The sequence below is a fragment of the Micromonospora maris AB-18-032 genome (assembly GCF_000204155.1).
GTDB lineage: Bacteria > Actinomycetota > Actinomycetes > Mycobacteriales > Micromonosporaceae > Micromonospora > Micromonospora gifhornensis.
On record NC_015434.1, the window covers coordinates 1,332,054 to 1,346,541 of the forward strand.

Consider the following 14,488-nt stretch of genomic DNA (forward strand, 5'->3'; position numbering starts at 1 on the left):
GTCACTTCACCGGTTCGGTAAGCCGTTCGGCCAGTAATGGTCGCGCCACGTATGGTTGTGCGGTCTCTGCGCGCCGGGTTTTCTGAAGCGGTGACACCGCCGCAGGATGATGTGCCATCCGTGAGCCAACCGCAGCAGCCGCCCGCCGACGCTCTCGCCGGGGTGCTTCGCCACCTGTCCGGCGGCACCACCGGCGCTACCGGGCAGGCCAACACGGGCGGTACGAACATCGCCAACAGCGGTGTCATCGAACGTCTCACGGTGGCGTTGTCGGCCGCACCTCCGCAACCATCGACCACCGCCTTCGTCAGTTACCCGGAGAGTGACCGGGACTGGGTGGAGCAGTCGCTGTTGGCGGCGCTCGATCCGTTGCCGATGCAACTCTTCTACTCCGGCGGCCACCTGAGTCAACCCGATGACTGGGAGATGGTGTACGCCGTCATGGACAAGGCGTCGCTGCTCATCGTGGTGGGTCGGGACGGTTCGGTGGTGCGTGACCGTCGGGTGCGCGACCAGGTCGCCTACTGGCTCGACAACCATCCGGACCGCAGTGGGGTGGTGCTGGTCGGCCAGCCGGACAGCCGGCCCGAGGCGATCGACCATCGGCTCGCCGGCCTGCCGATGGTCGCGATGCCGGTCGGCGAGGTGACCGCGGCGTCCCGGGCCGCCGCCGACGACCGGCTGGTCCGGGCCATCCGCTTGACGCCGCGTGCCGAGCCGGTCGCCACCCGGGACCGGGTGGTCGACGAGGACGCGCTCGGCCCGGTACGCGACGCGTACCTGCGGTGGGTGTGTCGGACGCACAGTGTCATCGACACCGTCGTCGCCGGGGTGTCGGTGACGATGCCGTTGGCCGAGTGTCCGCCACCGGGTCCGCTGGTCCGTGACGGTTCGTCCGGCCGAACCCGGAGCACCGAACTCGACCATCTGCGCAGCCGGGCCCGTCAGGTGGCCGGGGGCGGCGGTACGACGCCGGACAGCGGGGCCGAGTTCTCGGTGCTCGCCGACCGGCCGCTGCCGACGTACCTGTCACCGACCCGGTCGATCGACCGGCTCGATCTTTCCGGGCTGCCGGAACTGTCCCCGGGCCGACTGGCCGGCACCGTGTGGCGGGCGATCGTGCTCGGCGAGCCGGGCAGTGGCAAGAGCAGCATGGTGCGTCGGCTCGCGTACGACACCGCCGCCCGGCGGCTCGCCGACGACGGTGAGCGCGACGAGGTACGGCGGTTGCCGGTGCTCTGCCGGGCCGCCGACCTCGCCGTCGGGCTGGCCGGTGCCGAGGAGTCGGCGGAGGGACTGGCCGCCCTCGCCATCCAGCTCGGCTGGGCCGGTGCGCTCCCGACCGACCCGGCCAGCGGCGACCGGTTGCCGCCCGACGAACTGGCCAGGCTCGCCCGGGTCGCGTTGCGTAGCCGGCGACTGGTCCTGATCGTCGACGGTCTCGACGAAGTGCCCTCGCTGGCCGATCGCCGGTCCGTCGCCGCCGCGCTGGACGTCTTCGCCGCCTCCGGGGGTGTCCGGCTGGACCATCCCGCCCGGGCCCCCGGGAATCAGACGATCATCACCAGCCGGATCGCGGGCTACTACGCCGCCGCGCTCGGCGACCGGTTCGAGCAGTTCCTGATCGGCCCGCTCGACGGCGACGGGGCCGCCGCTGTCGTCGACTACTGGCTCAGCGGCTACTTCGCCCTGGCTCGGGTGCCCGAGCTGACCCAGGTGCAGCGTCGGACCGAGATCGAACAGCTGATCACCGGCGGGGGTGCCGCCGTGCGGCAGCTCGCCGCCAACCCGTACCTGTTGGTGTCGTTGGTTTCGGTGGTGTTGTCCGGGCTTTCCGGACGTCCCGGTGTGCGCGGCGACCGCTGGTTGCGGGTGGATCTCTACACCGCGATGGTCGAGCATGCGGTGCGACGGGGCGGGCTGCGTTTTCCCGACGTGCCGGTCGACACCCTGATCCGGCTTCAGGCTGCGGTCGCGTACCAGATGCATGACGTGTCGCGAAGTGGGCTCGTCGACCGCGCCACGCTCACCCAGCTGTGCCGGCGGGCGCGGGAATTGCTCGGTGAGCCGGCCCCGCCGGTCGCGGCCGAGCAGGTGGATCCGGTGATCGCCGGCATCGACCTGCTCACCGCCCGCGGGCAGGAGCTGTACGGGTTTCGGCACCTGACCGTGCAGGAGTACTTCGCCGGCCGGTGGCTGATCGATGCCGGGACGGTGGACGCGATCGTCACCGCCGTCGGCGACCGCCTCGGCGATCCGCGTTGGCTGGAAGCGGTCCGGCTCGCCCTCGGTCAGCTCAGTCGGGTCTCCGAACCCGTCTTCGCGGCGGTGGTCGACAAGCTGCTCGCCGGGCCCGGCAGACGGCTGGCTGCCGAGATGCTCAGTCACAGCCTGGCCGACATCGCCGGGCTGCGCCGGCAACACCTGCGGGCCCTGGTCCAGGTGGCGGTCCAGACCGAGGCCGAGCTGACCGGCACCGTCGTCACGCTGCACCCGGACGGCGCGCGGATGCTGGAGCCGCTGCTGCGCTGGACCGTCAGCGTGCAGGGCGACACGGCGCCTCGACTGCTCTGCGAAGCCCTCTGCGAGCACCTGCGTGACCCGGCCCCGGCGATGGCGGCGGCCGCCGCTCGGCTGATCGACGCGTTGCGCCTCGACGACCGCTCGGTGGTGCAGGCGCTGCTGGAGGCGCAGTACCGCGACAGCGCGGACCACGGCTGGCAGGTGACCCGGGCACTGCTCACCGTGCTGCATCGGCGGATGACCGCGATCGGTGGCGGTGATCCTGAGACCGTCCGGGCCGGGCTGGATGCGGACCAACGGGCGCTTGTCGACACGATGGTCAGGGCCGCGCCACCGACGACCGCCGCGGGCAGCGGCCGACGCCGGGCCGGCATCCGTGCCGCCACCACGATCGGTGTACGCAACCAGATGCGGACGGCCCTGACGACCGAAGCGGTGCTGCGCGAGCGGGTCGGCAGTGACCTCGGTTGGCTGCGGGTGCTGCTCTGCCTCTACGGCGGCATCCCCTTCCTCGACATGATCCACTGGCTGCGTCGCCAGGACGAAGCGGTGTCGGTGTTCGCCGCGCCCACCAGCGAACCGGCGGAACGCTACCGGGCGGCGGTCCTGCTCGACACCCTCATCCGACCGGCGATCGCCGCCCGTGGCCCGCGTCCGGTGGCGTTCCGCCCGGAACAGATCGCGATCGACAGCCCACTGACGGATCACCTGCTGACCTGGCTGCGGGCGGGCGTGCCCGGTCACGACCTGCCGGATCTGCTCGCCGGCGTCCTCACCGATCGGCGAGCAGATCCGCAGGTACGCGGGGACGCCCTGGCCGCCTGGCTGGTGCTGGACACCGGTGAGGCTCAGGCCGGCGCCACGGCGCCGTTCGTCGAGCTGGTGAGCGAGGAAGACATCGCCACCGTGGAGGCGGTCCGGCGGCGGGCCCGGTGGCGGCTGGGCCGTACCGACATGCTGCTCAGCGACGCGCTCGCCGGTCTGAACCCGCTGGCGGCCGGTGCCGGGCTCACCGGTGACGCCGCGACCGACCTGTTCCGGGACGCCTTCACCGACGTGGTCCGTGCGCTGTGGAGCGTCGGCACTCCTCGGCCCGACGGCGACTCGACGAGCCGGCCCTTGTCGGAGGAGTTGGCGCTGGCGGTCTGCGGGGCGAACGACGACAAGGAGTACGCCGTCGCCGTGACCCTCGACGTCAAGGGGCGGGACATGGTCAACGTCGCGGGCGGCCTGGCCTCGGCGCTGGCCGACGTGGCGCGGACCGAGTCGGTCGCCGCTGCCGGCACCGACGACTGGCGGCTCGACCCGCTCTCGCCCCCCACCGGTGACCTCGCGGAGGCGCTGACGGTGCTCGCGGGTCTGCATCCCCGCTGGGGGTTCCTGCGGTGCTGGTGTCTGGATCGGCTCGCCGAGCAGATCATCGCGGAGGGATTCCGCACCGAGGCGGCCTGCCTGGCACTGGAGGTGCTGGTCACCGACCCGATCAGCGCCCGGCGCACCCTCGACCGCCTCGGCACGGCGGCCGGCGCTCCGACCGGCGGGGCGGCGGAGCACAGCGACCAGCACGAGGAGACCGGTGACGTCGAAGCGCAGCCGGGCGACGCCCCGTTCGCCGGCAGTGGGCTACCGGGTGACCCGGTGGCGCTGTCCCGCCTCGACCGGTCGAGCGGACGGTCCGGATCCGCGTACGCCGAGCTTCGCGGCCGGATCCGGCTCGCGGCGTTGCTCGGCGACCGATGGACGGTGCGTGTCCTCGACGAGGCGCTCGGTGGCCTGACCGACGCGCATCAGCGGCTGCGGGCCATCGAACTCGCGGTGGGCGAGCGGCTGGTCGTACCGGGCCCCGAGCTTCTGGAGCGGGCGGTGGCCGCGGCCCGGCAGGTCGACGACCCCGCCGCCCGGGCCAGTGCCCTGGCCCGGACCGCCCGGTGGACCGACCTGGACACCGAAGAGGGACTGCTGCGCGAGGCGCTCGTCGCGCTGCGGCATGCGCCGCCCGACGAGGTTGCCCGCGTGCTGTCGGTCCTGCCGCCGCCGACGAGCGACGAGACGCGGGCCCTGCGCCGACGGTGCGAGGCGGTGTTGACCTTCCGTCGCCAACGCAGCATCGCCCGCGGCGACGCGGCGGGTGCGCTGCTCAGCCACGATCGGCTCGACCGGGACGCGGACACGGTGCAGGCCTGGGCCGCGCTCACCACGGCGATGCTGTGCCGACGCGGCCTGGACCTGCTCCGGGACACGGCGGGCCGGTTCACCTCGGAACGCGCCGCCTGGTCCGCCCTGTCCGACCTCGAGCGACGACCCGCCGCGCTCGCCGCCCTCCGTGCGCGGGCAGCAGCCGGTGTGACAGCCCTTCGACTGGAGAAGGAGGCGGTGGCCGGCATCGACGCGCTGCTCGCCGCGGAGCAGGTCGACGACGCCGTGGAGCTGTTGGCCGCCGGCCGGGCCACCAGTGCGGTGTCGCGCCTGCGTCGGTGGCGCGAGCATCCCCGCGCGGACCTGGCCGGGGTGGCGACGTTGCTGGCGATCGAGTCCGGCGAACTGGATCCACCTGCCGTGGCCCGCCTGGCGGACCTGCTCCGCAGCGAAGACGACCGGATCCGGCTGCGCACCCGAACCGCCATCGCCTCGGTGTCCCGAGGCGGGCAGGGGCCACCGAGGCTGCGGGCCAGCGCCCTCGGCGCGGAGTCGATCGTCGAACTCGTACGGCTGGTCTGCGCGGCACGCGATCGTCACCCGCACCTGCACGGCGACCTGTCGTGGGCGCTGGCCGACATCGTGCACGACGCACCCGGCGTACTGCGGTCGGCGCTGGACCTGCTCGCCGGGGAACCGGCTGCCCGGCGGCGGCTCCTCGTCGCGCTCCATCACCTTCGCCTGCCGGTCCTGGACATGCTGCTCGCCGAGTTGCCGCGGCTGCCCGACGAGGAGCAGATGGAGGTCCTGTGGGCGTTGCAGACTGTGGCCTGGACGCCGAGCCGCTTCGGGATGGAGGCCACCCGGCTGCGTCGGGCGGCCGGCGCGGCCCGACGGTGCGTCAACGAGAGCGGCGACGGACCGGCGGCACAGGCGTTGCGCCTGCTCGGGCTGATCCTGCCGGTGACCGGGCTCTCCGTCGACGCGCTGGTCGGCGAGGCGCTCTCCGGTGACGGGTTGGCCGAAGCCGCCTGTGACGGCCTCGGGTTCCTGTTGCACCGGGCCCGGTGGGAGGCACCGGAGCTGGATGCCGCGGAGGCGGTCACGGAGCTGTGGCTGCTCGCCCGTGATCCGCACGAGCCGATCGCGGTCGCCGCGCTGACCGCGTTGGCCCGCGCCGGGGTGACCATCGAGGACGACGTCTCCATCGCGCCGGACCTCGTCCTGCGCGGCCTTGTCGGGGCGGTGGACCCGTTCGTGGTCGGTGACCAGTGGCTGGCCGATCTGCGGCGGGCCGCGCGTTTCGTGCTGCACGGTGCCCCGGTGGGGGAGGGCACCGACCCGAACCCGTTGCTCGCGCTGCTGCTGGATCAGGTCGTCGCGCAGCTCGTGAAGCAGGCCGAGGCGCCCGACAGGCCACGCTGGGATGCCGGTGCCGACTACCTGTCCGTGCTGTACGCCGTGGCCGTGCAACAACCGGCGGCGCTGCGGGAGGCGGTCGCCGGTGAACCCCGTGACCTGCCCGCCCTGCTGCTGACGTTGCTGGGGCACGAGCCCGGGTGGGCGACCCGTAGTGTCGCCGGCGCGTTGCTGGCCATCCTCGGCGACGGTGACGCGCCGTCGCTGCGGACGCTGCTGGACATGGCCTGGGACACCGACGCGGTCGGGGAACGGGTGCTCGGGTCGTTCCGGTGGCTGGACCGGGTCACCGAGCAGGGCCTGGCGGAACTCGTCCGGGCCACCGCCGACCCGTTCGTCGCCCGGGCCTACTTCGCCGTGCAGATGCTCGCCGCGCTCGCGAGGCAGGGTGTGTTCGGGCCGGACGAGCAGCGGACGGCGTTGGCCGCGGTGGCCGGCGCGATCCGTCGTCCGGACGCCACCCGGCACGTCCTGCTCGAACGCGACGGCCGGATCAGCAGCCTGGGCACCTTGGCGGATGCCTGCCGGCAGGCCATCGGCTGGATCGAGTCGGACCGGCGGTTGCGTGAGTCGGAGGCGGTCCACGCCGGTGTGGTGCTTCCGGCCGAGGGTGTCAACGGGGAGCCCGTCACGCTGCGGCTCACCGGCGAGGTGCCGATCGACGAGCCGGTCCGCTACCAGATCGACTATCTCCAGCAGACCGAGAGCATCGAGCTGCCGGCCGCGCTGACCCAGCGACTCGGTGCGGTCACCGCTGCCGCCGCCGGTGCCAAGGTGCCGCTGGTCGCCCTGGTGCCGTCGGCTACCGATGGCCCGGGTCGCGGATCCGGATCGCCGCGAGCGACCGGCGAGCAGGGTCAGGGACGCCTGGCGCAAGCCGCGGCCGAGAGCAGCGGAATGCCGAAATCGTCGCTGCTGCTGGTCCTGGGTCGGAACATGGCCGGCGAGGAGGTCTACAGCTATCTGCGGGTATCGGAGCAGCAGATCGAGGATGTCAGGGCGGCGCTCGACTCCCGTCGGCCGTTCACGCCGGGGGACTACGGGACGGTGGTCATCAGCGGCCGGGGCAAGCCCAGCACCGAGGTGATCGAACTCGTCGGCGTACCCGACTTCCTGATCCAGTTCAACGAGCCCACAGCGGCGGCGTCGACAGCCGCAGACCCGCCGGCCGAGACCGGGTAGCACCGGAAAGCACCTCAACCGCGAAACCGGACGCCGGCCGGGGCCCGGCCAGCGACGAGTCGTTGTCCACCCAGATGAACGGGCACCAGGCCACCGGGGTGCCCCGCCACTGCGCGTCGAGCAGCACCAGGAACTCGTTCCACCCTGGACGACGGCCGGTCCGGTCGGGATCTCATCGGCCGGCGCGGAAGTGTTGTAGATCATGCGCAGCGTGCCTGGTCGAGGCGTTGATCGGGATCACTGCGTTATCGCTCACCTGGACCGGCGCGGCCGTGCTCGTCGGGTATCGCGAGGGGTCGACGAAATTCAGCAGACGTCGATGATCATGATTAAGTTGAGTCGATTATGCAGGGCTTCTTGAGCGCACCGAAACTTTGTGGCAATCTCAGCTTCATCGACGCTTAGCGTTCTCTCGTCTCCTGTGTCGCCCCGGTGGACGGTTTCAGCCGGCTGGTGATGTTAGCGCTAACCCGTCGGAAGTAGTCGACTCCGAGAGGGTGCTGGCACATGGATCTCGTACATCAGAGTGGTTCTCCACGACGTAAGCGGTTCATCACCGCGACGCTGCGCACGGTGGCTGCCGCCGCACTGGCGGCCGGCTTCGTTCTGGCGCCGGTCACGGCCGCCAGCGCGGCCTCCACACTTGGCGCCTCGGCGGCCGAGAAGGGCGGCCGCTACTTCGGCGCGGCGGTCGGGACGTACAAGTTCAACGACAACACGTACATGACCGTGCTGAACCGCGAGTTCAACAGCCTGGTCGCCGAGAACGAGATGAAGTGGGACGCGACCGAGCCGCAGCGCGGGGTGTTCAACTACAGCGCCGGTGACCGCATCGTCAACCACGCCCGGTCGCGGGGCATGAAGGTACGCGGGCACACCCTGTTGTGGCACGCCCAGCAGCCCGGCTGGGCCCAGGGCCTGTCCGGCGGAGACCTGCGCAACGCCGCCATCAACCACGTCACCCAGGTGGCCAGCCACTTCCGGGGGCAGATCTACTCCTGGGACGTGGTGAACGAGGCGTTCGCCGACGGTGGCAGTGGCGCCCGACGGGACTCGAACCTGCAGCGCACCGGCAACGACTGGATCGAGGCGGCGTTCCGTGCCGCCCGGGCGGCCGACCCGAACGCCAAGCTCTGCTACAACGACTACAACACCGACGGGATCAACGCGAAGTCCACGGGCATCTACAACATGGTGCGCGACTTCAAGTCGCGCGGCGTGCCGATCGACTGCGTGGGCTTCCAGTCCCACCTGGGCACCACGCTCCCCGGTGACTACCAGGCCAACCTCCAGCGCTTCGCCGACCTGGGCGTGGACGTGGAGATCACCGAACTGGACATCACCCAGGGCGGCAACCAGGCCAACATGTACGGCGCCGTCACCCGCGCCTGCCTGGCGATCTCGCGCTGCACCGGCATCACCGTCTGGGGCGTACGGGACTGCGACTCCTGGCGTGGCGGCGACAACGCCCTGCTCTTCGACTGCGCGGGCAACAAGAAGGCCGCGTACAACGCCGTCCTCGACGCCCTCAACAGCGGCTCGAACCCGAACCCGAACCCGACCGGCAACCGGCTGCGCAACGAGGCTTCCGGTCGATGCCTGGACGTCAACGGGGCAAGCTCGACCAACGGGTCACAAATGATCATCTGGGACTGCCACAGCAACGCCAACCAGCAGTTCACCCAGAACGGGCGGGCGTTGCAGGTGATGGGCAAATGCCTGGACGTGCCGAGCAACGCCGGCACCGGGACCCGGGTGCAGATCTGGGACTGCAGCGGCGCGGCGAACCAGCAGTGGGTCTTCAACAGCAACGGCACGATCAGCAGCGCGCAGACCGGGTTGTGCCTGGACGTCAACGGCGCCGCCACCGCCAACGGCAGCGCGGTGATCGTGTGGAGCTGCCACGGCGGCGGCAACCAGCGCTGGGCACGGGCCTGAGCTGACCAGCGAGCACGACGGTCGGCACCGAGAAGAAGGGAACGACAATGGCCAGATCCCGTTCGAGTCGCTACCTGACCCGGGTACTCGCCTGCGCCATGGTCGCGCTCGGCGCGGTGCCGACCGCCGTGCTCGCCGACGCCTCGCCTGCCGCCGCGGACACCACCGCGTTCCGCGGCGTCAACTGGGCCCGGCTGGGCGACAACTTCCACGGCGGACCGCTGGTCCTGCACGGGCTGAACAGCTCCGACAGCTACGCCACGGTCCAGGCCAAGGCCAACGCCGTCTACACCGGACTCCAGAACAACCTGGGCGCCAACACGGTCCGGCTGCCGATCAACACCTACACCGTCGGTACGAGCTGGTGGAACTCGTACACCGGCGCGATCGACGCCGCGACGGCGAAGGGTTTCAAGGTCGTCCTCTCCTACTGGGACGACGGGGTGGCCGCCAGCGGCGGCCGGATCGTCAACACGAGCGCCTTCAACACCATGTGGAACACCGTGGTCGCCCGGTACGGCAGCAACGACCTGGTCTACTTCGAGCCGATGAACGAGCCGGGCGGGCACACCGCCGCGGACTGGGCCAACGTGGTCGTCAACTGGCTCAACGCCCGCCCGGCGATTCCCCGTGACCGCGTCTTCGTCAGCGGCGCCGGCCTGAACACCGACATCAAGTCGATGTGTGCCGACCGCCGGCTCGACGGGACGATCGTCTCGCTGCACCACTACACCTTCTTCAGCGGTGCGAAGAACTACGACCAGTGGGTGACGTTCCTGCGGGACGCGATCGGTCCCTGCGCCGGGCGTACCGTCATGGACGAGTTCGGCGCGCCCATGGACACCGGGATCAACTACCACGACGCCGCCAGCAGCGACAACTTCGTGCGCTACTTCCGCGCCACCACCGACGTGCTGCGGGAGCTGCGGATCGGCTCGATCTACTGGCCGGGCCTGGGCGGCAAGGTGACCGCCGGGCAGGGCGACGACTGGTACGCCATGCAGAAGCTGCACGGCACCGCCACCAACCTCACCCTGAGCACCCCCAACGCCAGCGGCCTCGATCGCCTCCGGTACGCCTGGGGCCTGACCGACGGCGGCGTCGGAGACCGGGTGAGCCGGCTGCGCAACGTCGGCACCGGGCAGTGCCTGGACATCCCCGGCGGCACCACCGCCAACATCCAGGTCCAGGTGTACGCCTGCAACACCAGCACAGCCCAACGCTGGACCGTGACGGCCGGCGGACAACTGACGGCGCTCGCCGGCCAGCGGTGCCTGGACGCGTACAACCGGGGGACGGCAAACGGCACCGTCGTCGGGACGTACGTGTGCAACGGCGGCGACAACCAACGGTGGACGATCGGCGGCGACGGCTCGATCCGCAGCGCACTGTCCGGCCTCTGCCTGGACGTGAACACCACCACCCTGAAGGTCCAGCTCTGGGCCTGTTGGGGCGGCGACAACCAGAAGTGGCAGACAGAAAACATCTGACCAACACCCCCGGTTCGCATGATGGCTCAGGCGGCGGCCGGTCGACGAAGGTGGGAAGGGCAGCAATGGGATCATTCGTTCGGGCCGGAAGAGGTCTGCTGCTGGCGGTGGGAGTCCTCGTCTCCGCGGTACTGCCTGCCGTGGTCGCCGATCAGGCGCCGGCTTCGGCGGCGACCCAGGCGACGTACTACGTCGCTCCGGGGGGCAACGACAGCAACGCGGGCACGCTCGCCGCACCATTTCGCACCGTGCAGCGCGCCCGGGACGCCGTTCGCGCGATAAATGCGAACATGACCGGCGACATCCAGGTCTACCTGCGCGGCGGAACCTATCCGGTCAGCAGCACGATCGAGTTCGGGGCGAGCGACTCCGGCACCAACGGGTACCGGGTCAGCTATGCCGCCTACCCGGGCGAGACGCCGGTGCTTCAGGGTGGTGTGCAGGTCGCCGGCTGGACCCAGCACAGCGGCAACATCTGGAAGGCCCCGCTCGACCGGGCCAACAAGCTGCGGTCGCTCTACGTCAACGGCAAGCGGGCCTTCATGGCGGCCAAGACCATCAACTCGGCCGGCTGCCACGGGTCGTACGCCATCACCGCGGGACAGGCCGACTGGGCCTGGGAATCCGGCTCGCAGTGCGCGGGCGCGCGATACAGCCAGGCGGATTTCCCGGCCGTGGCCGCAAACCAGGAGGACATCGAGATCGAGACGGCGACCACCTGGACCACCGCCATCGTGGGAGTCCGCCAGGTGATCACCGACGGGTCCAACCGGGTGGCCCTGTTCCAGCAGCCGGGTGCCGCCATCGCCCAGGGTGCCTTCAACGGCAACGCCCAGATCAACGGCAGCCACAAGGTCATGAACGCGTACGAGTTCCTGGACGCGCCGGGGGAGTTCTATTTCGACAAGTCCAGCCGGACGGTCTACTACTACAAGGCCAGCAGCGAGAACATGGCGACCGCCTCGGTCTTCGCGCCGAACAACGTGGCCACCGTGCTGCGGATCGCCGGCACGTCGACAAGCAACCGGGCGCGGAACATCACGTTCTCCGGGCTCACCGTGGAGCACTCCGACTGGAACCTGGTAAACGTCGCCGGTTCGGTGTTCAAGCAGGCGCAGCAGGGCAACCTCAGCGCCTTCGCGTACGCCCGGGGCAACTTCCACGTCTACCACTACCGCAACGTCGACGTCACGCCCGGCATCGTCCACCTGCAGAACGCCGACGGGATCCTGTTGGAACGCAACCGCGTCCAGCACACCGGTGCCGACGGGATCAACATGGTCAACGACGTGATCAACACCCGGTTGATCGGGAACTACACGAACGACGTCGCGGGGACCGCGGTCAGCGTGGGCCATCCGCAGCACGTCTACATCGGGGACCACACGTCGAGCAACCGGGAGAAGTACTCGCCCCAGGTCGAGGGGGCACCGCGGAACATCGAGATCAAGAACAACTACATCCATGACAGTGCGGTGTTGTTCAACGGGCACGGCGCGGTCGCGGCCTACTTCGTCGATGCCCTCACCGTGCAGTACAACCGCATCGAGAAGGCCCCCTGGGCGGGCATCACCATGGGCTGGGGGTGGTGGAACTTCGACGGCTCATCGGGATCGATCGTGCCCAACCGGCCCACCACGACGGCGAAGAACAACACCATCAGCCACAACCACATCATCGACACCGTGCAGCGGCTCAGCGACACGGCACCCATCTACACGTTGGGCAGCCAGCCGGGCACCGTCGTCAGCAACAACTACCTCCAGGGCGTTCCCGCCGGCCACAAGTACGGGCTCCACCCGGACGAGGGCTCGGCGTACATGACCTTCCGGGACAACGTCCTGAGCGTCGACAAGAACATCACCTGGATGATCAACTCGGACAACTTCGGGCGCAAGCACGACCTGACCATCACCCGCACCTACGGCCCGATCAACAAGGTCTCCGAGAAGAACCTGCCCAACAGCACCATCGACGACATCATCGTCTCCTCCGACTACGTGTGGCCGGCGGCGGCGTACCAGATCGCGGTGAACTCCGGGCCGGAGGAGTCGTACCGCGACGTCGTCCAGGCCCGTGGGGTGTCGATGCAGGACCACGTCCTGCCGGCCAGCACGACCGCCGCCAGCGGCGTGACCTCGATTCCGATCCGCAGCACCGGGGACGCGGCCAGGAGCCTCTGGCTGGCACCCTCCGGCACCACCAGCTTCGCGGCCGGCCCGACGATGACCAGGGCGGACGGCAACGCCACAAGCATCGCGGTGCCCACGACCTCGGGCGATTACCGGCTCTTCGTCCTCGACGCCCAGGGCAACCGGTCGGCCGAATCCGTGTCGATCGTGCGGCGGCAGGGCACCAGCAGCGGGCAGAGCGTCCAGCTCGTGGGCGGTCAGTCGGGTCGTTGCATCGAGGTGCCCGGCGCGGCCACCGCCAACGGCACCCAGGTGCAACTCTGGGACTGCGGCGCCGGCACCCACCAGCGGTGGACCTACACCGCGGGCAAGCAGTTGACCGTGTACGGCAACAAGTGCCTGGACGCCTTCGGCAACGGCACGACCAACGGCACGGCAGTCATCATCTGGGACTGCCACGGCGGGCTCAACCAGCAGTGGAACGTCAACGCCAACGGCACCATCACCAGCGTCCAGTCCGGACTCTGTATCGATGCCAACGGGGCCGCCACCGCCAACGGCACGAAGATCATTCTTTGGTCGTGCAACGGCGGGACGAACCAGCAGTGGACTCGACGTAGCTGAGAACCGACCCGGGGGGCCAGGCAGGATGCCTGGCCCCCCGGGCCCTTGCTCAACCGGTCCGGTGCACCGGACCGGACCGGGTCACTCCGACTTGCCGAAGGCGTCGACGCCCGTCAACTCGGCCGAGAGCGCCCAGAGCCGCTCGGCCGCCTCGCGGTCCTCGGGGCCGTCGAAGGTCTTGGCGACCTTGCACGCCTGCAGGTAGGCGCCGCCGTCACCCGCCAGCGCCGGTGACGTGGCGGCCCAGACCTGGGTCGCGGCACCCTGCTCGGGGGCCCGGAACTCGGGCAGCAGGGCGTTGCCCTCCTCGTCGATCCAGCCGGCACCGACCATCTCCTCCTTGGCGAGGTGGCGCTGCAACGGCGTGAGGATGTAGCCGGGGTTCACCGAGAACGCCTGGACACCGGCGGCCCGACCCAGCCGGTCCAGTTCGGCGGCGAAGAGGATGTTCGCCGACTTCGACTGGCTGTACGCCGCCCACTTGTCGTAGCCGTCGGCGAAGTGCACGTCGTCCCAGTTGATGCGGGGGTTCTCCCCGGCGCCGGAGGAGAGCACGACGACACGCGCCCCACCGTCGGCGGTCAGCGCCGGCCAGAGCCGGTTGACCAGGGCGTAGTGCCCCAGGTGGTTGGTGGCGAACTGGGCCTCCCAGCCCGGACCGACCCGGGTCAGCGGGGTGGCCATGATCCCCGCGTTGTTGATCAGGATGTCGATGCTGCGGCCGGAGGCGAGGAACCGCTCGGCGAACGCCCGCACACTGTCCAGATCGGCCAGGTCGAGCTCGTCGACCTCCACCCCGTCGATCCCCGCGACCGCCTCCCGCGCGACGTCCGTACGCCGGGCCGGGACGATGACCCGGGCGCCGCCGGCGGCGAGCGCACGGGTGGTTGCCAGACCCAGGCCCGAATAGCCGCCGGTGACGATGGCGACCTTGCCGGAGAGGTCGATGCCGGCGAGCACCTCTGTCGCGGTGCTGTCGATACCGAAGCTCAGGTCGTCATGCTGGTCAGAAACAGTCATTTTCTACTTTCCGGTCGGGCACCA

General features: G+C 70.4%; 5 protein-coding genes. 4 read left to right on the plus strand and 1 reads right to left on the minus strand.

Annotated elements, in window-relative coordinates; genetic code table 11:
* Nucleotides 1-120: 120 nt before the first annotated feature.
* The 4 genes from VAB18032_RS06160 (at nt 121) to VAB18032_RS06175 (ending at nt 13,444) form a co-directional block, all read left to right on the plus strand.
* Nucleotides 121-7,260 (plus strand): NACHT domain-containing protein, encoded by a 7,140-nt coding sequence (locus VAB18032_RS06160; RefSeq protein ID WP_013731930.1) that lies wholly within the window; start codon nt 121-123, stop codon nt 7,258-7,260.
* Between the two features lie 507 nt (nt 7,261-7,767).
* Nucleotides 7,768-9,198 (plus strand): endo-1,4-beta-xylanase, encoded by a 1,431-nt coding sequence (locus VAB18032_RS06165; RefSeq protein ID WP_013731931.1) that lies wholly within the window; start codon nt 7,768-7,770, stop codon nt 9,196-9,198.
* A gap of 47 nt (nt 9,199-9,245) precedes the next feature.
* Nucleotides 9,246-10,688, plus strand: a complete 1,443-nt coding sequence (locus tag VAB18032_RS06170) for a ricin-type beta-trefoil lectin domain protein (protein ID WP_013731932.1) — start codon at nt 9,246-9,248, stop codon at nt 10,686-10,688.
* Nucleotides 10,689-10,753: 65 nt separating this feature from the next.
* Complete coding sequence (locus VAB18032_RS06175; protein ID WP_043719820.1) at nt 10,754-13,444, plus strand: RICIN domain-containing protein; 2,691 nt, start codon at nt 10,754-10,756, stop codon at nt 13,442-13,444.
* A gap of 81 nt (nt 13,445-13,525) precedes the next feature.
* Here VAB18032_RS06175 and VAB18032_RS06180 read toward each other — a convergent pair whose 3' ends face one another.
* On the minus strand, nt 13,526-14,464 hold the full coding sequence (locus VAB18032_RS06180) for an SDR family NAD(P)-dependent oxidoreductase (RefSeq protein WP_013731934.1): 939 nt from the start codon (nt 14,462-14,464) through the stop codon (nt 13,526-13,528).
* Between the last annotated feature and the right edge of the window lie 24 nt (nt 14,465-14,488).